At 69.3% G+C, this 20,210-nt stretch carries 16 protein-coding genes; 11 read left to right on the top strand and 5 right to left on the bottom strand.

Annotated elements, in window-relative coordinates:
- Positions 1-8: 8 nt before the first annotated feature.
- From ruvB to AC069I_RS17890, 7 genes are all read left to right on the top strand, one after another.
- Positions 9-1,085, top strand: coding sequence for a Holliday junction branch migration DNA helicase RuvB (ruvB, locus tag AC069I_RS17920; RefSeq protein WP_478225944.1), 1,077 nt, complete (start codon positions 9-11; stop codon positions 1,083-1,085).
- A gap of 145 nt (positions 1,086-1,230) precedes the next feature.
- Positions 1,231-1,629 carry a preprotein translocase subunit YajC gene (gene yajC / locus AC069I_RS17915; protein ID WP_340681465.1) on the top strand — a complete coding sequence of 133 codons (399 nt, stop codon included), beginning with the start codon at positions 1,231-1,233 and terminating at the stop codon, positions 1,627-1,629.
- Between the two features lie 232 nt (positions 1,630-1,861).
- Complete coding sequence (secD, locus tag AC069I_RS17910; protein WP_478225946.1) at positions 1,862-3,559, top strand: protein translocase subunit SecD; 1,698 nt, start codon at positions 1,862-1,864, stop codon at positions 3,557-3,559.
- 56 nt (positions 3,560-3,615) lie between these two features.
- On the top strand, positions 3,616-4,758 hold the full coding sequence (gene secF, locus AC069I_RS17905; RefSeq protein ID WP_478226161.1) for a protein translocase subunit SecF: 1,143 nt from the start codon (positions 3,616-3,618) through the stop codon (positions 4,756-4,758).
- Positions 4,759-4,865: 107 nt separating this feature from the next.
- Positions 4,866-5,384 carry an adenine phosphoribosyltransferase gene (locus AC069I_RS17900; protein WP_478225947.1) on the top strand — a complete coding sequence of 173 codons (519 nt, stop codon included), beginning with the start codon at positions 4,866-4,868 and terminating at the stop codon, positions 5,382-5,384.
- A 78-nt stretch (positions 5,385-5,462) separates the two neighbouring features.
- The gene (locus AC069I_RS17895; protein ID WP_478225948.1) at positions 5,463-7,793 is read left to right on the top strand and encodes a RelA/SpoT family protein; all 2,331 of its coding nucleotides are present in this window, start codon (positions 5,463-5,465) and stop codon (positions 7,791-7,793) included.
- 30 nt (positions 7,794-7,823) lie between these two features.
- A complete protein-coding gene (locus tag AC069I_RS17890; protein WP_478265870.1) occupies positions 7,824-8,603 on the top strand; it encodes an enoyl-CoA hydratase/isomerase family protein in 780 nt (259 codons plus the stop codon).
- 87 nt (positions 8,604-8,690) lie between these two features.
- Here the strand turns inward: AC069I_RS17890 and AC069I_RS17885 are convergent, their stop codons facing one another.
- Positions 8,691-9,476 carry an aminotransferase class IV family protein gene (locus tag AC069I_RS17885; protein ID WP_478265869.1) on the bottom strand — a complete coding sequence of 262 codons (786 nt, stop codon included), beginning with the start codon at positions 9,474-9,476 and terminating at the stop codon, positions 8,691-8,693.
- Between the two features lies 1 nt (position 9,477).
- A complete protein-coding gene (locus tag AC069I_RS17880; RefSeq protein ID WP_478225951.1) occupies positions 9,478-10,335 on the bottom strand; it encodes a peptidylprolyl isomerase in 858 nt (285 codons plus the stop codon).
- Positions 10,336-10,491: 156 nt separating this feature from the next.
- On the opposite strand from AC069I_RS17880, the gene AC069I_RS17875 reads away from it, so the two are divergent.
- Together AC069I_RS17875 and AC069I_RS17870 are read left to right on the top strand one after the other, a co-directional pair.
- On the top strand, positions 10,492-11,100 hold the full coding sequence (locus AC069I_RS17875) for an MBL fold metallo-hydrolase (RefSeq protein ID WP_478225952.1): 609 nt from the start codon (positions 10,492-10,494) through the stop codon (positions 11,098-11,100).
- A complete protein-coding gene (locus AC069I_RS17870) occupies positions 11,100-11,756 on the top strand; it encodes a hypothetical protein (protein WP_478225953.1) in 657 nt (218 codons plus the stop codon). Before AC069I_RS17875 ends, AC069I_RS17870 begins: the two co-directional genes overlap by 1 nt.
- A 339-nt stretch (positions 11,757-12,095) precedes the next feature.
- Here AC069I_RS17870 and AC069I_RS17865 read toward each other — a convergent pair whose 3' ends face one another.
- Together AC069I_RS17865 and AC069I_RS17860 are read right to left on the bottom strand one after the other, a co-directional pair.
- Positions 12,096-13,502 carry a YibE/F family protein gene (locus AC069I_RS17865; protein ID WP_478265868.1) on the bottom strand — a complete coding sequence of 469 codons (1,407 nt, stop codon included), beginning with the start codon at positions 13,500-13,502 and terminating at the stop codon, positions 12,096-12,098.
- A 41-nt stretch (positions 13,503-13,543) separates the two neighbouring features.
- A complete protein-coding gene (locus AC069I_RS17860) occupies positions 13,544-14,521 on the bottom strand; it encodes a GlxA family transcriptional regulator (RefSeq protein WP_478225955.1) in 978 nt (325 codons plus the stop codon).
- Positions 14,522-14,619: 98 nt separating this feature from the next.
- Between AC069I_RS17860 and AC069I_RS17855 the strand changes: the two genes are divergently transcribed.
- Both AC069I_RS17855 and AC069I_RS17850 read left to right on the top strand, forming a co-directional pair.
- Positions 14,620-15,330 (top strand): DJ-1/PfpI family protein, encoded by a 711-nt coding sequence (locus tag AC069I_RS17855; RefSeq protein ID WP_478225956.1) that lies wholly within the window; start codon positions 14,620-14,622, stop codon positions 15,328-15,330.
- An 86-nt stretch (positions 15,331-15,416) separates the two neighbouring features.
- Entirely contained in the window at positions 15,417-18,386 is a 2,970-nt protein-coding gene (locus tag AC069I_RS17850; protein WP_478225957.1) for an AfsR/SARP family transcriptional regulator, read from the top strand.
- A gap of 175 nt (positions 18,387-18,561) precedes the next feature.
- Here the strand turns inward: AC069I_RS17850 and AC069I_RS17845 are convergent, their stop codons facing one another.
- Positions 18,562-19,680: an erythromycin esterase family protein gene (locus tag AC069I_RS17845; RefSeq protein WP_478265867.1), complete on the bottom strand. Its 1,119-nt coding sequence runs from the start codon at positions 19,678-19,680 to the stop codon at positions 18,562-18,564.
- Between the last annotated feature and the right edge of the window lie 530 nt (positions 19,681-20,210).

Raw genomic sequence — 20,210 nt, 5'->3', positions numbered from 1 at the left:
CCGGCCACATGGACTATGAGGCCGTGACGGAATTCGACGCCGACGACGAGACGCTTTCGGCGCTGCCGCAGACCGGCGAACGCGAGGTCGAGACCACGCTGCGCCCTCGCAAGCTGGAAGAGTTCGTCGGCCAGCCACGGGTGCGTGAACAGCTCGAACTCGTCCTGGAAAGCGCGCGACGCCGGGGTGTCCCGCCTGATCACGTCCTGCTCTCCGGTCCGCCGGGGCTGGGCAAGACGAGTATGGCGATGATCGTCGCCGCCGAACTCAACGCCGCCATCCGCATCACCTCCGGACCAGCGCTGGAACGCGCGGGCGACCTGGCCGCGATGCTGTCGAACCTGGCGCCCGGCGACGTCCTGTTCATCGACGAGATCCACCGCATCGCCCGCCCGGCCGAGGAGATGCTGTACCTCGCGATGGAGGACTTCCGCGTCGACGTCGTCGTTGGCAAGGGGCCCGGCGCCACCAGCATCCCGCTGGAGATCGCGCCGTTCACACTGGTCGGTGCCACGACGCGATCCGGTGCGCTGACCGGTCCGCTGCGTGACCGATTCGGTTTCACCGGCCAGATGGAGTTCTACAGCGACAGCGAACTCGAACTCGTCGTCCGGCGGGCGGCGACGATCCTGGAGATCCCCATCGACCGCGATGGCTGCGCCGAGATCGCGCGCCGATCGAGGGGCACTCCCCGGATCGCGAACAGGTTGCTGCGCCGGGTCCGCGACTACGCCGAGGTCCGCGCGGACGGGAATGCCACGCGCAAGGTCGTGCGTGCCGCGCTGGAGGTCTACGACGTCGACGAACTCGGCCTCGACCGGCTCGACCGCGCGGTGCTGACCGCACTGGTCCGCTCCTTCGGCGGCGGCCCGGTCGGCGTGTCCACGCTGGCCGTCGCTGTGGGGGAAGAACCGACCACCGTCGAGGAGGTGTGTGAGCCTTACCTGGTCCGCGCCGGTATGCTCGCCCGCACTCCTCGCGGCCGGGTCGCCACAGCGGCCGCGTGGGAACACCTCGGCCTGCCGGTCCCGGCCGGTGCCACACGCGGCGAGCAGGGCGGACCGAACCTGTTCGACCAGGACTGACCGGACCGTTCACGCGGTCGGAGGCCCGTGGTGACGACGGGTGGTGGTGGAGTTTCCGCTGGCACCTGGCACACTCGGAGAGAGCACACCCCGCCAAACCGGACAAAACAGCGCACCGCGCGGCGTCCGCTCGAAATGGAGAATCATGAACCAGTTATTGCTGCCGCTGCTCCTGATGCTCGTTGTGGCGATTCCGCTCGTCATGGGCACCCGTAAGCAGAAGAAGGCGGCGGCAGCGCAGCAGGAGCTGCTCTCGAGTCTGGCTCCCGGTGACCGGGTGATGACCACCTCCGGTCTCTACGCGTCTGTCGCCGACGCTTCCGCCGACACCACGATCGACCTCGAGATCGCTCCGGGCGTCGTGACCACCTGGCTGCGCCAGGCCGTCCGCGAGAAGGTCGAGCCGGTCGTCGAGACCGACGAAGACACGATCGACGACGAGGCCGTCGTCGAGGAGCCGGCCATCGAGTCGAAGGACGACGAGCGCGTCGAGGAGAAGTCGGGCGCGCAGGTCGCTCCTCCGCTGGAGCACGGCAAGAAGTAGCGGTTGTAAGGCCATCCCCGACACCAGACTTTCGTAGGTGTGGGGCCAACGCCGGGCTCACGCAGCACCGAGTAGTGTCTCGGTGCTGCGTGCGTGTCCGTCGTCATAGTCGTGCCCGTTCACCGGGCATCGTCATCGAGGCAGGTTCGCGGTACCACCGGACTCCCGTCCGGTAGGTGAACAGCCAAGTCCATTGGGGAACACCCAGTCCGTCCGAGGAGACCGAAGCACAGTGGCCGCACCGGCCGGGCATCTCCGCCCGGGACGCTATCTCGCCTTCTTCGCCCTGATCGTGGTGGCGCTGTACGCCCTGGTGTTCTTCACCGGTAGCGGCAAGCCGACGCCGAAGCTCGGCATCGATCTGCAAGGCGGCACGAGGGTCACCCTTTCCGCCCGAAACCCCGACGGCGGCGACCCCCCGCGAGAGTCCCTCGAACAGGCCCGCTCGATCATCGAGCGCCGGGTCAACGGTATCGGCGTCAGCGGCACCGAGGTCGTCCTCGACGGCAGCAATGTCGTCATCACCGTCCCCGGTGAGCAGGGCGACCAGGCCAAGACCCTGGGCAAGACCGCGAAGCTGGGCTTCCGGAAGGTCGTGACGTCGCAGCCGGTGACCCCGGTCCAGCAGCCGTCGGCCCCGCCCGCTTCCGGCACGCCGTCTTCGGCACCGCCGGCTTCGCCGGGCGCGAGCGCCCCGCCGAGCAGCCCGGCCAACGGTGGCGGTGGAGCCGCCGGTGCGCCGCAGCAGCAGCCGGACGAGAACGCGGACGAGAAGACGAAGAGGGAGATCGAGGAAGCCCGGAACGTCCGGCAGAACCCCGATCTGCTTTCGACGGACCAGGCGAAGCAGGCCGCGGCTGCCGAGAAGGCCTTCGCGGCCCTGAACTGCGACCCCAAGATCGCGGACCCGCTGGTCGGCAACGACCTCACCGACAAGCCGCTGGTCGCCTGCGGTGACAAGAACACCATGAAGTACCTGCTGGAGCCGGAGTTCCTGCCCGGAACCGAGATCTCCGACGCTTCCTCGGGCTACGACACCCAGAACTCCCAGTGGGTCGTCAACCTGAACTTCAAGGGTGACGGATCCCGGATCTGGGGCGACTTCACCTCGAAGAACGTCCAGAAGCAGGCCGCGTTCGTCCTCGACACGCAGGTCGTCTCCGCGCCGACCATCCAGTCCGCGATCCTCGGCGGCCAGACCCAGATCACCGGCCGGTTCAGTCAGACCGAGGCGAAGGACCTGGCGGATGTGCTGAAGTACGGTTCGCTGCCGCTCTCGTTCGAGTCCTCGGACGCGACGACGGTGTCCGCGACGCTGGGCCTCGCGTCGCTGCAGGCGGGCCTGATCGCCGGCGGTATCGGCCTGCTGGCCGTGTTCATCTACTGCATGTTCTACTACCGGCTGCTCGGCCTGCTGACGATCCTGTCGCTCGGTTTGTCGTTCACCATCGTGTACGGGGTCCTGGTGCTGCTGGGGCGGTGGATCGGGTACACCCTCGACCTCGCCGGCGTGGCAGGCCTGATCATCGCGATCGGTATCACCGCGGACTCGTTCGTCATCTACTTCGAACGGCTCAAGGACGAGATCCGCGAGGGCAGGACGTTCCGGTCCGCGGTCCCGCGTGGCTGGTCCCGAGCCCAGCGCACGATTCTCGCCGCGGACGCGGTCAGCTTCCTCGCCGCGGCGATCCTCTACCTGCTGGCCGTCGGTGACGTGAAGGGCTTCGCGTTCACCCTCGGCATGTCGACGGTCCTCGACCTCGTGGTCGTCTACCTCGTCACGCACCCCCTGGTCGCGATGGTGTCCCGGTCCAAGTCGAAATTCCTGTCCAACCCCAAGAACCTCGGCCTCGGCGCCGTGCAGCAGGTGGGTTCGGACCGCAAGGCCGCTCGCGCCGTTCCCGGCCGTACGAACGTGAAGGAGGCGTGACCGTGGTCGACGACAAGAACACCACCGATAACAAGCACGAGAGCGTCTTCCGCCGCATGTACGTGGGCACCGGCGTATTCGACGTCGTCGGAGTCCGCAAGCGCTGGTACCTCTTCTTCGGCGCGCTGGTGCTGGTGTGCATCGCCTCGATGGGGGTCAAGGGCTTCAACTTCGGCATCGACTTCGAAGGCGGCACCCAGATCCAGCTGCCCGCCAACGGCAAGAGTGGGCAGATCACCGAAGAGCGGGCCAAGGAGGTCTTCGCCGACGCGCTGGGCAAGCCGGCCGACGAGGCGCAGAAGGTCGGCACCGGTGTCGCGTCGACCATCCAGCTCCGCTCGGACACTCTGGACGCGGCCGAGGTCGCCAAGGTGAAGCAGGCCCTGTTCCAGGAACTGGGCCCGATCGGATCCAGCGGTCAGCCGAGCGTCCAGGCGATCAGTGACAGCGCGGTCAGCGCGTCCTGGGGCGGGGAGATCTCCCGGCAGGCACTGATCGCGCTCGGAGTCTTCCTGCTGGCGGTCACGCTGTTCCTGGCGTTGTACTTCGACCCCCGGATGGCGGCCGCGGCACTGGTCACCCTGCTGAACGACATCGTGGTGACGGCGGGTGTCTACTCGCTGATCGGCTTCGAGGTCACGCCGGCGACGGTGATCGGTCTGCTGACGATCCTCGGGTTCTCGCTGTACGACACGGTGGTGGTGTTCGACAAGGTCCGCGAGAACACGCGCGGTCTGCTCGGCCTGACCCGCCGGACCTACGCGGAAGCGGCGAACCTGGCGTTGAACCAGACGCTGATGCGTTCGTTCAACACGTCGTTGATCGCGGCGCTGCCGATCCTCGGGTTGCTGGTGATCGGGTACCTGCTGCTCGGTTCCGGCACCCTGCAGGAGCTCGCGCTCGTGCAGCTCACCGGCACCGTGGTCGGCGTGCTGTCGTCGGTCGCGCTGGCCACCCCGCTGCTGGTCGACTTCAAGATGCGTGACCCGAAGTACCGGCAGCAGGCCGATCGGGTCGCTTCGCGGCGCGCGAACCAGGCCCGCAAGGCCGCCGAGCGCGACGACGACTTCGACCCGAACGACGAGGACGCCTTGGCCGCCGAACTCCGCAAGGAGAAGGCGTACGCCGCCGCGGCGAGCGTCCCCGCCAGGAACCAGAAGGCCCACAAGGGCCGTCCGTCGGGCAAGCGCAAGAGGTAGTCCCGGCCGTCAAACGCTAGGAAAGGTCCTTTCATTGCAAAATTTGCAATGAAAGGACCTTTCCTAGCGTTCAGGGACCGGAAGCACGACAGGAGAGCAGGAAGTACATGGAGCTGGACAAGGCACTCGACCTCATCGCCGACGTGCCGGACTTCCCCGAACCCGGCGTGCTGTTCCGGGACCTGAGCCCGCTGTTCGCCGACGCGGCGGGCTTCAAGGCCGTCACCGACGGCTTGGCCGCCACCGTCGATCCCGACGCCGACGTGCTTGCGGGTGTGGAAGCGCGCGGGTTCCTGCTGGCGGCCGCCGTCGGCTACGCCCGCGGTCTCGGCGTCGCGTTGATCCGCAAGCCCGGCAAGCTGCCCCGGGTCGCGGGCAGGGTCGGCTACACGCTGGAGTACGGCACCGCGACCGTCGAACTCCCCGAAGGCGTGGTCGGGCCCGGCCAGCGTGTCGCGGTCCTCGACGACGTGCTCGCGACCGGTGGCACGGTCGCGGCCACCTGCAAACTGCTGGAGGACGCGAAGGCGCAGGTCACCGGGGTTTCGGTGGTCATGGAACTCGGCGCGCTCGGTGGTCGTTCCGTGCTTGAGGGACGTCGCGTGGAGGCCCTCCGGGTGTGTTGAGCGGGCGCACCAAGTGGGCCGCGAGGGGGAGCGGTTACCCTTGATGTCCGAAGGCCGCACGAAGCGCAGGAGGTGCGGGTGAGCCAAGAGCTCGATGCCGCGGTGTCCTCGAAGGACGGCACCGAGCAGAACGGTGCGGCGCGACAGGGGGCAGCGCCGACGCCGTCCGCGACACGCCGTGTCCGCGCCCGCCTCGCCCGCCGGATCACCGCACAGCGCGCCGCGCCGGTCAAGCAGGTTCTCGAACCGCTCGCCGTCATCCACCGCGAGCTGCATCCGAACGCGGATCTCGCGCAGCTGCAGCGCGCCTACGACGTCGCCGAAGAGCTCCACCGGGAGCAGCGGCGCAAGTCCGGCGACCCGTACATCACGCATCCGCTCGCGGTCGCGACCATCCTCGCCGAGCTCGGCATGGACACCACGACGCTGGTCGCGGCGCTACTGCACGACACCGTCGAAGACACCGGCTACTCGCTGGAGAGCCTGAAGGCCGACTTCGGCGAGAAGGTCGGCGAGCTCGTCGACGGCGTCACCAAGCTGGACAAGGTCAAGCTCGGCACGGCCGCCGAGGCCGAGACCATCCGCAAGATGGTCATCGCGATGGCGCGCGACCCGCGCGTGCTGGTCATCAAGCTGGCCGACCGGCTGCACAACATGCGCACGATGCGCTTCCTGCCGCCGGAGAAGCAGGCCCGCAAGGCTCGCGAGACCCTGGAGGTCCTCGCCCCGCTGGCGCACCGGCTCGGCATGGCGACGGTCAAATGGGAGCTGGAGGATCTGGCCTTCGCCATCCTGCAGCCGAAGAAGTACGACGAGATCGTCCGCCTGGTCGCCGATCGCGCGCCTTCGCGCGACACGTACCTGCGGTCGGTGATCACCGAGCTGACCGGCAATCTCGAAGGCTCGCGGATCACCGCCAAGGTCGAGGGCAGGCCGAAGCACTACTACTCGATCCACCAGAAGATGATCGTCCGCGGCCGCGACCTCGACGACATCCACGACCTGGTGGGTGTGCGCATCCTGGTCGAGGACGTCCGCGACTGCTACGCCGCGATGGGTGTCGTCCACGCGCTGTGGCAGCCGGTCCCCGGCCGGTTCAAGGACTACATCGCGCAGCCTCGGTTCGGTGTGTACCAGTCGTTGCACACCACGGTGATCGGGCCGGACGGCAAACCGCTGGAAGTCCAGATCCGGACCTACGAGATGCACCGCACCGCCGAATACGGCATCGCCGCGCACTGGCGGTACAAGGAAACCAAGGGCACCCACAACGGGAACGCCATGGATGTCGACGAGATGGCGTGGATGCGCCAGCTCCTCGACTGGCAGCGTGAAGCGGCGGACCCGGGGGACTTCCTCGAGTCACTGCGTTACGAGCTCGCCTCGCGCGAGATCTTCGTGTTCACGCCCAAGGGTGACGTGATCACGCTGCCGGTCGATTCGACGCCGGTCGACTTCGCCTACGCCGTGCACACCGAGGTCGGGCATCGCTGCATCGGGGCCCGCGTCAACGGCAGGCTCGTCGCCCTCGAGCGCAAGCTGGAGAACGGCGAGGTCATCGAGATCTTCACCTCGAAGGCCGAGACGGCGGGTCCGAGCCGCGACTGGCTGCAGTTCGCCGGCTCGCCCAAGGCCCGCGCGAAGATCCGGCAGTGGTTCGCCAAGGAACGCCGCGACGAGGCGATCGAAGGCGGCAAGGAGGCCATCACCAAGGAGGTCCGCAAGGTCGGCCTCCCGATCCAGCGGCTGGTCTCCGCCGAGTCGATGGGCGCGGTCGCCACTGAACTGCGGCATCCCGACATCAGTTCGCTGTACGCGGCCGTCGGCGAGGGCCACACCAGCGCGAAGCACGTCGTGCAGCGGCTCGTCGCGCTCATCGGCGGGGTCGACGAGGCGGAGGAGGAACTCGCCGAGCGCGCGACACCGTCCACGGTCACCCGCCGCCGCGGTTCGAACGACGTCGGTGTCGTGGTGAAGGGCGCCAGCGACGTCTGGGCGAAGCTCGCCCGCTGCTGCACGCCGGTGCCCGGTGACGAGATCCTCGGTTTCGTCACCCGCGGTGGCGGTGTCAGCGTGCACCGGACCGACTGCACCAACGCCGACGACCTGCGGGCTCAGCCGGAACGGCTCGTCGAGGTCGAGTGGGCGCCGTCGGCGTCCTCGGTATTCCTCGTCGCGATCCAGGTCGAGGCGCTGGACCGGCACCGCCTGCTCTCGGACGTCACGAAGGTGCTCGCGGACGAGAAGGTCAACATCCTGTCCGCGTCGGTCACGACGTCACGCGACAGGGTGGCGGTCAGCCGGTTCTCGTTCGAGATGGGCGACCCGAAGCACCTCGGACACGTGCTGAAGGTGGTCCGAGGTGTCGAAGGCGTTTACGACGTGTATCGGGTCACTTCGGCTTCGTGATCGCCCGCGGCATCCGGTTAGGTTCGGAACATGACTGACGGGTTCGAGTTCACTCGCGACGGCGAGGTCGCGCGGCTGACGTTCACCAGGCCGGAGAAGATGAACGCGATCACCTACGGGATGTGGTCGGCGATCCCGGACGTGGTGGCGCGGGTGGAGGCGGACCCGGCGATCAAGGTCCTCGTGCTGACCGGCGCGGGCGCGCACTTCTCGGCGGGCGCGGACATCAGCGAGTTCCAGGAGCTGCGATCCACCGCCGACGCGGCCGAGACCTACGACAAGGCCGTCGACGGCGCGGTGGCGGCGCTGACGGCGTCGCGGAAGCCGACCGTCGCCATGATCCAGGGCAACTGCATCGGCGGCGGATGCCAGATCTCGGTCGCCTGCGACTTCCGCTTCGCCGCCGAGGGCGCGCGCTTCGGCATCACGCCAGCGAAGCTCGGGATCGTCTACCACTTCGACTCGACCCGGCAGCTGGTCTCACTGGTCGGCCCGGCGCACGCGAAGTACTTCCTGCTCTCGGGTGAACTCGTCGACGCGCGGCGGGCGCGGGAGATCGGGCTGCTGAACGACGTCTTCCCGGCCGATGAGCTGGAGGCCGCGACCGGGAAGTTCGTCGACACGCTGGCGTCGCGTTCGCAGGCGTCGGTGCGCGGGATGAACCGGATCATCGAGAAGATCGTGGCGGGACAGCAGGAATCCGATACCGAGGTCGACGAGATCCGGCTCGGTGCCCTGCACGGCGAGGACTACGCAGAGGGAGTGGCCGCGTTTCTGGCGCGGCGGCCGCCGAAGTTCACCTACCGCTGAGCGATCCGAGCCGCTTCGCCGTGAAGGCCTCCTTCACTACCTTCAGGGTAGGCAAGGAGGCCTTCACGGACCCGAATCCGGGGCGAGCTAGATCTCGTCCCAGGGATTGCTTTCGTACGCTTCGGCGAGGATCCGGCCGGTCTCCGGCGCGAACGGCAGCACGACGTCGTCCACCGATGCCACCGGCCAGCCGATCGACTCCGAGTTGGTCAAGAACATGGCGTCGAACCCCGGCAGATCGGCGGGGCGGACGTCGCGGATCTCCTGGGGGATCCCGTTGTGCTCGAGGCCGCGACGCACGAGTTGCTGGCTGATGCCGTCGAGCACCGGTGCCTGCGGCCAGACCACAGTGCCGCCTTCGAGGAGACCGACGTTCCAGATCGACGCCTCGCTGACCCGGCCCTGGTAGTCGACGAACAGCGCGTCGTCGTATCCCGCCAGCTTCGCCTCGCGCGTGTGGTGGAGCAGTCCGAACGTACCGACGTGTTTGACCTCCGGGAGCACCCGCTCGTAGCGCACGGACCGCAGGCGCAACGGTGTCATCTCGTGCTCTCGGGGCGGCCCGATCCGGACGAGGACATCCGGTGCCGCCGGCGCGCCGGGATCGGACCAGTCCAACGCCCGGGAGAAGATCAGCACCCGCACGGACAACGCGTCTTCACCCCGGATGGCCTGCCGTACGTACCCGCGCACCGCCTCGGTGTCGAGGTCGTGGGCGAACATGCGCCGCGTACTCGTCGCGAGACGGCGAAGGTGGACGTCCAGACCGCGGACCTTGCCGCCGCGGACCTGCATCGCGGTGAAGTGGCCATAGCCGAACGCTCCCGCCAGGTCTTCCGACCGGGCGGGAGCGCCGTTGACTTCCAGCTTCACGTCAGGCGTTGACCGTGACGCCGGTGAACTTGACCTCGGTGTTGGGCGGGCCGGTGCCGTCGCCGTTGCCGGCCTGCGCGTTCGCGCCCGCCTTGGCGACCTTGTCGAGCACCTTCAGGCCTTCGTCGGAGATGCTGCCGAAGACCGAGTAGTCCGGGGACAGTTCGGCCTCGCCGTAGACCATGAAGAACTGGCTGCCACCGGAGTTCGGCTGCTGCGTCTTCGCCATCGCGAGGATGCCGCGGCCGTACTTGATCTCCTTGAACGCCTCGTCCGGCATGGTGTAGCCCGGGCCGCCCATGCCGCTGGCCTCGGGGTCACCGCACTGCAGCATCTGCAGGCCGGTGGTGCCGAGCCGGTGGCACTTGGTGTCGTTGAAGTAGCCCTGCTGCGAGAGGCTGATGAAGCTCTGCACGGCACACGGGGCGAGCGCCCGGTCGAGCGTCAGCGGGATGTCGCCCGCGGTGCTCTTCAGCACGACGTTCACCGTGCCGTTCGAGGAGACGTCCTTGCCTTCCGGCTTGTTCACCTTCTTCGAAGCCGGCTTGCTGGTGTCGTCCTTGTAGTCACAGGCCACCGGGTTCGCCAGCGGCGTCGGCCGCTTCGGCATCGGAGTGCGCTCCGTGGGGATAGTGACCTCGGGGGTCGGAGGAGCCGAGCTGGGGGAAGCGTCGGAGGCGGCATCGTCACCACTGTTGCTGCTGACGATCCACCACACCGCGCCCGCCACGATGGCGACGACACCGACGACCGCTACCGAGCCGACGATCCTGCGCCGCTTGGCCTGTTCGGCCCGTCGCACGATCTGTCGCTCGAGCTTGCGCTTCGCGGCTTCGCGGCGCTGCTGGTTGGTCGGCACCCGCCCTCCCGGTTTCCACTCGATGTCACACGTCTGAGGTAGCGGGAGTCTATTGGCACAGCCTGTGAGGCCCCCGTACAGGGGCCGCTAGGCTTACTTGATCGTGATCAGGGCCATCCTGTCACCTGTTCGGCGGAAGAACTGAGGAGGCGTTTCGTGCTGGTTGTCGGTTTTCCGGCAGGCCCCCTCGAAGCCAACTGCTACCTGCTCGCCCCTGAAGGCGGCGGGGAGTGCGTGATCGTCGATCCCGGGGAGGACGTCGTCGAACCGCTCGAGGCCGCGCTTTCCACGCACGGCCTGACGCCGGTCGCGATGCTCGCCACCCACGGCCACCCCGATCACGTCGCTTCGGCGGACGAGATCGGTGCGCGCCACGGAATACCTCTCTATCTGCACGAGGCGGACCGGCCACTCCTGGGCCGGGACGCCGGAGAACGGAAGGACGGGATCGTGCCACTCGCCGATGGCCCGCTCGGGCTGGCCGGACTGGAGATCACGGTCTCCGGTACACCGGGGCACACCGCCGGTTCGGTGGTGTTCGGGCTGACCTCCGCCGAGGGCGGCCGGATCGTGCTCACCGGGGACAGCCTGTTCGCCGGTTCGATCGGCCGGTCCGCCGGGGACGGCGCCGAACTCGTGCGATCGCTCGGCGCCAAGGTGATGACGATGCCCGACGACACCGTCGTCCTCCCGGGCCACGGCCCGGCTACCACGATCGGGCAGGAGCGGGCGGGGAACCCGTTCCTGGCCGGGACGGGCGTGTGATGACCGAGCCGACCGGGACCCCGGAGACCCCCGAACGTCTCCCGCTGTTCCACGACGACCCCAAGCTGCGCCGCAGGCGCGGCTGCTCCAGCGTCGCCGGCGTCGTGATCTTCGCGGCCGCGTTCGGCGGGATCGCGGGACTGATCGGCGGTGAGATCGCCGGGCTGGTGGTCGCCGGCGTGATCGCGGTACCGCTGCTCTACGTCATGTTCTACAACCTGCGCCGCCGCGTCTGGCTCGAAAGCGACACGCTCATCGTGCGGACCTGGGGTGTGCGGCGGATCGACCTGACCGCGGCCGAGCGCATCGACCTGGTGATCAGCGACGTGCGCGGCACCCGGACGGTCAGCCTGCTGGTCAACGCCGGCAAGCGTCGCAAGGTCGCGAAGGTCGACCTGGCCGTCTATTCCGGTGCGGGCGGCCGGGAACTGGGCATCCTGCAGCTGCGCAAGCTGGCGAACGCGCTGCTGAACAACACCGAGGCGAACGGCCTGGTGTTCTCCGAACTGCTGGTGGCCCAGCTGAAATCGGAGGCGCGCGGGGACGCGGCGGCGGAGCGGCCGCTCTACCGGCTCGCCTCGGCGGCGCCCGCCGGGAAGTACATCCAGCGGTTCACGATGGAGGCGGTCAGCCGGTTCGTGGCGACGCTGGACTGAAGTTCGCGGGAGACGTTCGGCCTCGTGAGTGGTGAGGACGGTTAGAACCGTCCTTACCACTCACGAGGCTTCGGTGCGGGTCTCCAGCCGCACCTTGATCTCCTCCAGCTGGTAGACGATCTCCGGCAACTCGCCCGCGGCGGCGATCTTGGGCACCGCCTCGACGGCTTCCGCGTCGAGACGAGCACGCGCCGTGCGACGGCGGTCAGCTGTCTGGGGACGGCGAACGCAGCGCCGAAAACGTCGAACATGGCCCCTCCGATCACGCGGCGAACCTCGGGTGCGGCCTCTTCGTACCCGACTCCGGCCCGTGATCGCGCGGCGGGCTCGCGCTTGTGGTTACAGGGACTCTTGGGGCTCCCGCGAGGCGATCAGCGCCGCCAGCACGGTGGTGACCGGGACCGCCGCGACGATGCCGACACTTCCGGCCAGCGTCCTGATGATCTCCTGCGCGATGTTCTCCGCGCCGAGGATCGAGCCGAGCCCGACTCCGGAAAGCGACGTGTACAGCAGCACCGGCAGCGCCGCCCCCGCGTACGCCATCACGAGCGTGTTGACCGCCGAGCCGACGTGGTCGCGCCCGATCCGCAGGCCCGCGCCGTACAGCTCACGCCAGCCGAGCGACGGATTCGCCCGCCGGAGCTCCCACACCGCGCTCGTCTGCGTCACCGTGACGTCGTCCAGCACGCCGAGCGCGCCGATCACGACGCCCGCCAGCAGCAGACCACGCGCGTCGATCCCGTGCCCGAGCGACCCGATCAGCTGCGAGGTGCTGTCGTCGAGCCCGGTCAGCGACGCCGCGGCCGAGAAGATCGCGGACAGGACACCGATCAGGACCAGGCTCACCAAGGTGCCCAGCACCGCCACCGAGGTTCTCGCGGACAGCCCGTGCGTCAGGTACAGCGCGACGAACATGATCGCGCCCGCGCCCGCGATCGCCACCAGCAGCGGGCTTTCCCCGGCGAGGATCGACGGCAGCACGAAGAACGCGAGCACCAAAAAGCTCAGCCCCAGCGCCACCAGCGCCGCGAGACCCCGCCACCGGCCCAGCACGATCACCGCGAGCGCGAACAGCCCGGCGAGCAGCAGCAACGGCGTACCGCGCTGGAAATCGACGATCTGGAATGACGCCGGGTTCGCGACGTCGCCGCCGTTGTAGGACAGCACCACCTCGTCGCCCGCGGCGAACCGCGGTGTGCTCGGCTCGATGGGAAGCGTCAGCTTCAACGACTTCCCGGCCCCGGGGCCGTCGGTCATCGTCAGCTCACTGGTGAGACACGGCTTCGCGTCCGGCGGCGGTTCGCCGACCTGCACCTGCCCTTCGGCGAGACACGGGCCGGTGATCGTCTTGGCGACCGTCGCGTCCACCGGGGTTCCCTGGGGGAAGACGCTTTTCGCCGGATCCTCGCCCCACGGGTAGAGCACGATCATGCCGACGGCGGTGGCGACGGCGAGCGGGATCAGCAGCCACATCAGCAGGAGCCGGACCCGGTGCGACGCGGGTGCCGCCGGCCCGTGGCCGTGCGAATGCCCGTGACCGACCGGTTCGGGCTTCGGTTCCGGGGCGCGACGTCTGCCCGATTCCGCCTGACGCGGCCGCTGTGCCGGGGGACGGGAGTGCCGCGCCCCCTCGGGCGGGGGAGTCCGGCGCGGCGAACGGGACGTTCCGGGCGAACGATCGGACTGGGTGTCCGTTACCCGGCGAATCGGGCCGGTGTCGTCGTCGGAGAGGTCGCGGCGGTTCACCCGGATATCCTCCACAGTCCGCGCCGCGCGCCGCACACGGCCTAGCCGAACGCCTGCCGAAGGTGGACACGGCGATAGGCCGAAGGCGGGGTGTCGAAGTGATCGAGGAAGGCCTGGCGCAGTGTCTCGGTCGAACCGAAACCACATCGCCTCGCGATCGACGTCAGCGGGAGTTCGGTGCCGCACAAGAGTTTCGCGGCGTTTTCGGTCCTCGCCGCCCGCACGTACCTGCTGGGCGTGGTGCTCAGGTGGGCGTCGAAGAGCCTGGTCAGCTGCCGGGTGCTGATCCCGGCCCGTTCGGCGAGGACGGCGGTGCCGAGATCGTCGGCCAGGTGCTCCGCCACGTACGCGGTGATGTCGCGGACGAGCCGGTTCTCGGGCGGCGGGCCGGACAGGAACATGCTCACCTGCGCCTGGTTGCCCGGCCGCTGCAGGTAGGTCACCAGCATGCGGGCGACCTCCCTGGCCACGCTCGGGCCGTGGTCGGCCTCGACGAACGCGAGGGTGAGGTCGATCCCGCTGGTGACCCCCGCCGCCGTGTAGACGTTGCCGTCGCGCACGTACAGCGGCACCGGATCCACGTTCACCTGCGGGTAGCTCGTCGCGAGCCGGTTCGCGAACCGCCAGTGCGTGGTGGCGCGCCGCCCGTTGAGCAGCCCGCACGCGGCGAGGACCGTGGCGCCGGTGCACACCGAAGCGACGCGACGGCTCTGCTGCGCGAGCCTGCGGACATGGGTGACGACCCTCTGGTCGGCGGCGGCCGCCTCGTGCCCGGTGCCGCCCGCGACGATCAGCGTGTCCAGTTCGCCGGTCACCTGGTCGAGCCGGTGCTGGGCCTGCAGCGTCAGCCCGGATTCGCAGCGGATACCGCGCCCGTCGACGCTCGCGAGCATGATCTCGTACCCCGGCTTGCCGCCGAGTTTGGTCGCGGCGTCCAGGACGTCCGACGGACCGGCGATGTCGAGCAACTCGGCGTTGCTGTAACCGACGATCAACACTCGTCTGGGTGAACCCGGCATGATCGAACGCTACCAGTAGTGCCCGGCCGTCGGACGTTGTTCGCAGGAATCCGGACATCCGGGCCGCCGCGGTCCCGCGCCTGCGACACCGTTGTCCCATGACAGACGACAAGAAGACGATCGCGTTCGTGGTGTACCCGGGGATGACCCCGCTGGACATGGTCGGGCCGCTGACCGTGCTGGACGGGATGGCGAGCACGGCACAGGAGTACCGGACGGTCGTGGTCGGTGAGACGAAGGACGCGGTCACCACCGACAACCCGCTGAAGCTCGTGGCGACCCACACCTACGACGAAGTCCCGTCGCCGTACGCGCTGCTCGTGCCCGGTGGCGCCGCGCCGACGCTGAAGGCGCTCGCCGACGAGAAACTGGTCGGGTACCTGCGGACCGCCGCGGCGAACGCGGAACTCGTGACCTCGGTGTGCACGGGATCGCTGCTGCTGGGGCAGGCCGGACTGCTGAAGGGCCGCAAAGCCGCGACGCACTGGATGTTCCGTGAACTGCTGGGCGCTTTCGGCGCGGAGCCCGTCGCCGAGCGCTGGGTCGAGGACGGGAACGTGATCACCGCCGCCGGGGTGTCGGCGGGAATCGACCTCGCGCTGCACCTGGTCGAGCGGCTCGTCGGCGCCGAGATCGCCCGGACGATCCAGTTCGTCATCGAGTACGACCCGGAGCCGCCACAGGGGCCGCTGGACTGGTCTAAGCGGCCGTACGGGGATCTCAAGCCTCTTCTGGAGCACACGGTGAACGAGGCACTCGCGGACGAGCCCGCGTTGCGGGACAGGCTGCTCGCGCACACCGGAAAGTAGAAGGCGGCCATCCGGGTGAGAAGTCGCTGTCACGGGGACGGCGCCGGGTTACATTCTGGGTCATCCGTCCAGGTGATAGGTGGTTCGTGGAGTTCAAGGTGCTCGGCCCGCTCGCGGCCTCGGTCCCGCTGCCTTCGGCGGCTCAGCCCCGCCGGGTGCTCGCGGTGCTCCTGGCCAGGCCGAACGAGTTCGTCCACCGGGACACCCTCGTGGACGAACTCTGGCCGCAGGGACCGCCGTCGAGTGCCGCCGCGGTCGTGCAGATGGCGGTCTCCAAGCTGCGCAAGGCGTTGTCGCCCGGCGTGCCGGTGGACGACGTCCGGCAGCGGCTGCGGTCCGGCCGGAGCGGCTACCGGCTGACCGTCTCGGACGGGGAGCTGGACGTCACGGCATTCTCCGAACTGACCGCCGCGGCCGCGAAGGCGACCGGTGCCGAGCGCAGGGTGTTGCTCGAACGGGCGCTGGGGTTGTGGCGTGGCCGGGCCTTCGCCGACGTTCCGGCCGGCCCGCTGGTGGAGGCGCACCGGCTGTGGCTCGAGGACCAGCGGTGTTCGGTACTGGGCAAGCTCGTGGAGCTGGAACTGGCGGCCGGTGACCACAAAGCGGTCGCCGACCGGCTGGGACCCGAACTGGCCACCCGGCCGGGTGACGAGCGCCTGGCCGGATGGCTGGCCGAGGCGCTGCACGGGCTCGGGCGGCGGGACGCGGCGCTGGCCGCCCTCGACCGGTGCCGTCAGGCGTTGTGGGAACACGCCGGTGTCTCGCCGGGGGAGGACCTGCTCGCGGTCCGTCGCCGGATCGCGGGCACCGGCTGGTCCGCGGGCGGCGGCGCGCCGTGCCGTCTGCCGTCGGCGACGCCGGATTTCACCGGCAGGACCAGGGAACTGGCGGACGTGGGACGCGCGCTGCGCGGTCCGGCGCCGGTCGTGCTCCATGGCGCGGCGGGGTCGGGGAAGAGCGCGCTGGCCGTCCAAGTCGCGTGGCGGGTGCGCAAGCGGTTCCCGGACGGTCAGCTCGTCGCCGATTTGCGTGAAACCGGCGACGTGCTCGCCGGGTTCCTCCGCGCGCTCGGCCTCGCCGAAGCGGAGATCCCCGCCGACCGGGCGGGGCGGATCTCGTTGTGGCAGAGCCACACCGCGGACCGGCGGCTGCTGGTGATCCTCGAGAACTGCCGGTCCGAGGCCGAGGTGCGGCCGCTGCTGCCGAGCGGCCCCGGCTGCGCGGCGATCGTCACGACGCGGCGGCGGCTGGCCGGGCTCGTCGGCGCCAGGCCCGTCGAAGTCGGCGCGCTGCCCGACGCGGAGTCACGGGACCTGCTCGGCGCGATCGCCGGAGAGGCCCGGTTGTCCGCTGAACCCGAAGCCGTCCGCCGGGTGCTGGCCTGCTGCGACGGTCTCGCGCTGGCGGTGCGGGCCGCGGGAATGAAGCTGCTGCAGCGGCCGAGGCTGAGCGTCGTCGAGTGCGCGGCGCGCCTGGAGAACGAGCGCCTGCGTCTCGACGAACTCGCCGCCGGTGATCTCGCCGTCCGGCCGGTGCTCGCCGACGCTCTCGCCGAGCTGTCGCCACGACAGCGGGAATCCTTGCGATTACTCGGTTTCCCCGGTGCCACCGAGTTCGCAGGCTGGTTCGCGGCCGCCATGCTCGGCCGTTCGGCCGTCGAGGCGGCCGAACTGCTCGATGAACTGGTGGACGACCACCTGCTGCAGGCCGAGCCCGATCGAATGGGCGTCCTCCGGTACCGGCTACCGGGCCTGATCCGGCTCGCGCTCCGGGAACCGCCGGATCCGGGAGCCCTCCGACGCGCGCTGACGGTCATGGCGGCGTCGGCCGAACACGCTTCCGCCGCCCTCGGCGCCAAGTACCCGCCGTCTCGGCGAGCGGACGTCCCGGCGGCGGTTTCGGACCGCGTCGCGGCCGACCCGATCGGCTGGCGTGACGTGGAATCCGCGAACCTCGCGCTCGCCGTCCGAACCGCGAAGAACCACGGTTGGACCGAGCTGGCCATGCGGCTGGCCGACGCCTACAGCGATCTAGTCGGCCCGAGGAAGGGCGGATCTCCGGCGTGGCTCGGGTTCGGCATCGTGCGTGATCGTGTCGATCTCCCCGCGGAGGCGGGGAAACTGCTCAAGCTCGGGCACGCCCACGCCGACGCGGGGGATCTGGCGCGGGCGCGGACCTGTTTCTCGTTGGCGGAGGGCAGGTTCCGCTCCGTGGGTGACCATCCGGGCACCGGGGCCGCGCTCATCGCGCTCGCCGACGTCGACGCGGACTCCGGGCGGACTGGCGCGGCGGTCCGCGCGCTGCGAGAGGCATTGGACCTGTTGCGGGATTGCGGTGACCTCGCCGGGCAGGCGACGGCGTCGGCCCAGTTCGGCTCGCTGTGGGACGACCTCGGCGAATTCCGCCGGGCGAAGGAATGTTTCGACGCGAGCCTGCTGCTCGCGCTCCATTGTGAGGACGGGCGGCAGCACGACAGGTCCGCCAAGCGGTACGCCGACGTCCTGCGCCGGAACGGCCGCATGGACGAGGCAGGCGAGCTGCTGACGAGCGCGCTGATCGGCACGCGCAGCTCGCGTGAACGCCATTGGGAGGCGCACGTCCTCCGAAGCCTCGGCGATCTCCACGCGAAGACCGGTGACGCGGGGGAGAGCGAACGATGCCTCTCGCGGTCGCTGGAGCTGTTCGAATACGTCGGGCACCGGCATGCCGCCGCCTATACGCACCGGAGCTTCGGCGAATCGCTACGCCTGGCGGGTGAACACGGCCGCGCCGCCGAGCACCTGAGCCTGGCGATGAGCACCTTCCGTGACCTCGGAGACCGCCGGGGCGGTGGATACGCCCTGCTCAGCTTCGGGCGTCTGCGGGCCGACGAAGGCGTCGCGACCGAAGCCGCCGAAGGGCTCCGGACCGCGGCGGGGCTGTTCCGGGAACTGGGCTTCCCGGTGTGGGAATTGCGCGCGCTCAAGGACCTTTCCGCCGTGGATCAGAGCGGACGCCAGCGGGACCGGGCTCGTGAAGCCTTGACGAAGATCCGCTTCGGGGCGACCTCGGCCTAGCCCGGGGGGCGACCGCCGGCCGCGGCGTTTGGCGAAGTTATGGCACCGAAGTGTTGACTCCGGCTCAAGTGAGCGGACTTCGCGCCGCCCCGGATTAGCGGCACTGGGGGTGGCGGCGCGTACTCGTGGCCGGGTGACGCCTTCCGAGGGCAGGAGGCGTCACCCGGTTCGACTGCTAGGACCGGACGTGCAGAATCGCGTCCGCGTCGTTCAGGATCCCTTGGTCGAGCGGGAAGTAACCCTGCCGCGGGGTGGGGTCGGTCCGGACGCTCGCGGGCGGGACTTCGGATGCGGTGAGCAGGCCCCAGTCCGTGGTGACGTGCTTCTGAAGGAACCCTTCGTAGGTATCGGGCTCCGGCTCTTCAAGCGCTATGGCCTCGCTTCGGCCGAGGCTCGTCGCGACGAAGACGTAGCGGTCACCGAGCAGCGGAGCCACCAGCGCACCGGCGGGGAACCAGGTGGTCTCCGTCCCCGCCACCCGCATCGTGCTCGCCTGGCGGCGCAGGTGCAGATTGTGGGCGAAGACCAGCGTCCGGCCTCGGCAGGCTTCGGCGGCGCGGATGTCCAGCAGGTTCCGCGCCATGATGGCGTCCCTGGTCGCGACGAGGGGCGCGTAGCGCTCGTGCGGCTCCAGCGGTTCGGCGCATTGCCGGTGATAGCGCAGCAGATCGATGCCCGCCATGAGGTGGATCTCCGCCCGCGACCAGTCGTCCGTGACCGGTTCCGGTTTCCGGGAGCGGAGCGCGGCGAGCAGGTCGGCCGCGATCGCGCGCAGCCGGTAGGCGTCGGCCGTGGCACCGGGCGACGAAGCCGCGTCCATGACGGCTTCCGTGCGGCCCCAGCGTTCGTCGTCGCCCGCCGGGCCCGCGATGTCCATGTCGAAGCCAAGGAAATCGCGGGCGTACTCGAGGTAGGGCCGCGGGCTGGGCGCGGAAGTGTTCTCGGTCTGGGTGTCGAAGCCGTGGAACGAAAGCCGCTCCTCGGGCGGCCGGTTTTCGTTGAACTCGCGCATCCAGGCGATCAGTCGCCTATTCGCCTCCACAGTGCCGAAGACGTGCGAGAAGCCTTCGCTCATCGCGAGGTCGAGGGTTCCGGTGCCATTCCGGACGAAGTCGTTCGCGACGAGCGCGGCCACGCGATCCGTTTCGAGGACGATCGAGCGGAAGCCGCGGTCGACCAGCTGGGCGAACAGCGCGTTGCGGACGTCCGCGAAGACCGGGGTCGCGTGCGTCGGCTCGCCCAGGGCGAGCAGGTCGCAGGAGGGGGTCACGAAGTCTCGGATGTCTTGACTCATGAGATTCAAGCGTATCGTTGATTCTTCGGTTGAAACTTCGGTCGCTCTCTCCTGGTGATCTGTCTCAGAAGCTTCAAACGTGGCGTCAGGATGTCTGTCCGTGAAGGCCTCCTTCCCTACCCTGAAAGTTGGGAAGGAGGCCTTCACGGACTCGACGATCGTCACGTTCGCCCCACCTGCGCCCAGCGGCGCGTGAATGGCCCCTTCCCTCGGCTCAGCCGAGGAAACTCGACCTTCGCGCCTTCCGCAATACATGAAGGGGTCCGTCAGGTACCTAGGGCGCCGGAACGTGGAGGGTCACTGCCGTGAGTGGCAAGGACGGTTAGAGCGCAATGTCACGTGGCTTAAGTTGATCGTGGATGGGGGTCTTGGTCGTAAGCGGTGAGGGTTGCCGCAGGTCACGCGCTCGGTTGTCCTGGCCGACGGGAGCCGACTGCGTTCACGAGGGGGTCGTGGGGGGGGGTTTTGGGTTGGAACCCAAAAAACCCCCCACCCCCCCCCCCCCCCACCCCCAGCCTACAAGGACCCTC

The organism is Amycolatopsis sp. NPDC043885 (genome assembly GCF_056435685.1).
This window is presented reverse-complemented; position numbering and strand designations above follow the sequence as displayed.

Bases quoted from the DNA above. Each gene is read 5' to 3' on its own strand.
- AC069I_RS17855 (WP_478225956.1), top strand. From the start codon at position 14,620: ATGACAGACGACAAGAAGACGATCGCGTTCGTGGTGTACCCGGGGATG.
- AC069I_RS17900 (WP_478225947.1), top strand. From the start codon at position 4,866: ATGGAGCTGGACAAGGCACTCGACCTCATCGCCGACGTGCCGGACTTC.
- AC069I_RS17890 (WP_478265870.1), top strand. From the start codon at position 7,824: ATGACTGACGGGTTCGAGTTCACTCGCGACGGCGAGGTCGCGCGGCTG.
- AC069I_RS17845 (WP_478265867.1), bottom strand. From the start codon at position 19,680: ATGAGTCAAGACATCCGAGACTTCGTGACCCCCTCCTGCGACCTGCTC.
- ruvB (WP_478225944.1), top strand. From the start codon at position 9: ATGGACTATGAGGCCGTGACGGAATTCGACGCCGACGACGAGACGCTT.
- yajC (WP_340681465.1), top strand. From the start codon at position 1,231: ATGAACCAGTTATTGCTGCCGCTGCTCCTGATGCTCGTTGTGGCGATT.
- AC069I_RS17860 (WP_478225955.1), bottom strand. From the start codon at position 14,521: ATGCCGGGTTCACCCAGACGAGTGTTGATCGTCGGTTACAGCAACGCC.
- AC069I_RS17870 (WP_478225953.1), top strand. From the start codon at position 11,100: ATGACCGAGCCGACCGGGACCCCGGAGACCCCCGAACGTCTCCCGCTG.
- secF (WP_478226161.1), top strand. From the start codon at position 3,616: ATGTACGTGGGCACCGGCGTATTCGACGTCGTCGGAGTCCGCAAGCGC.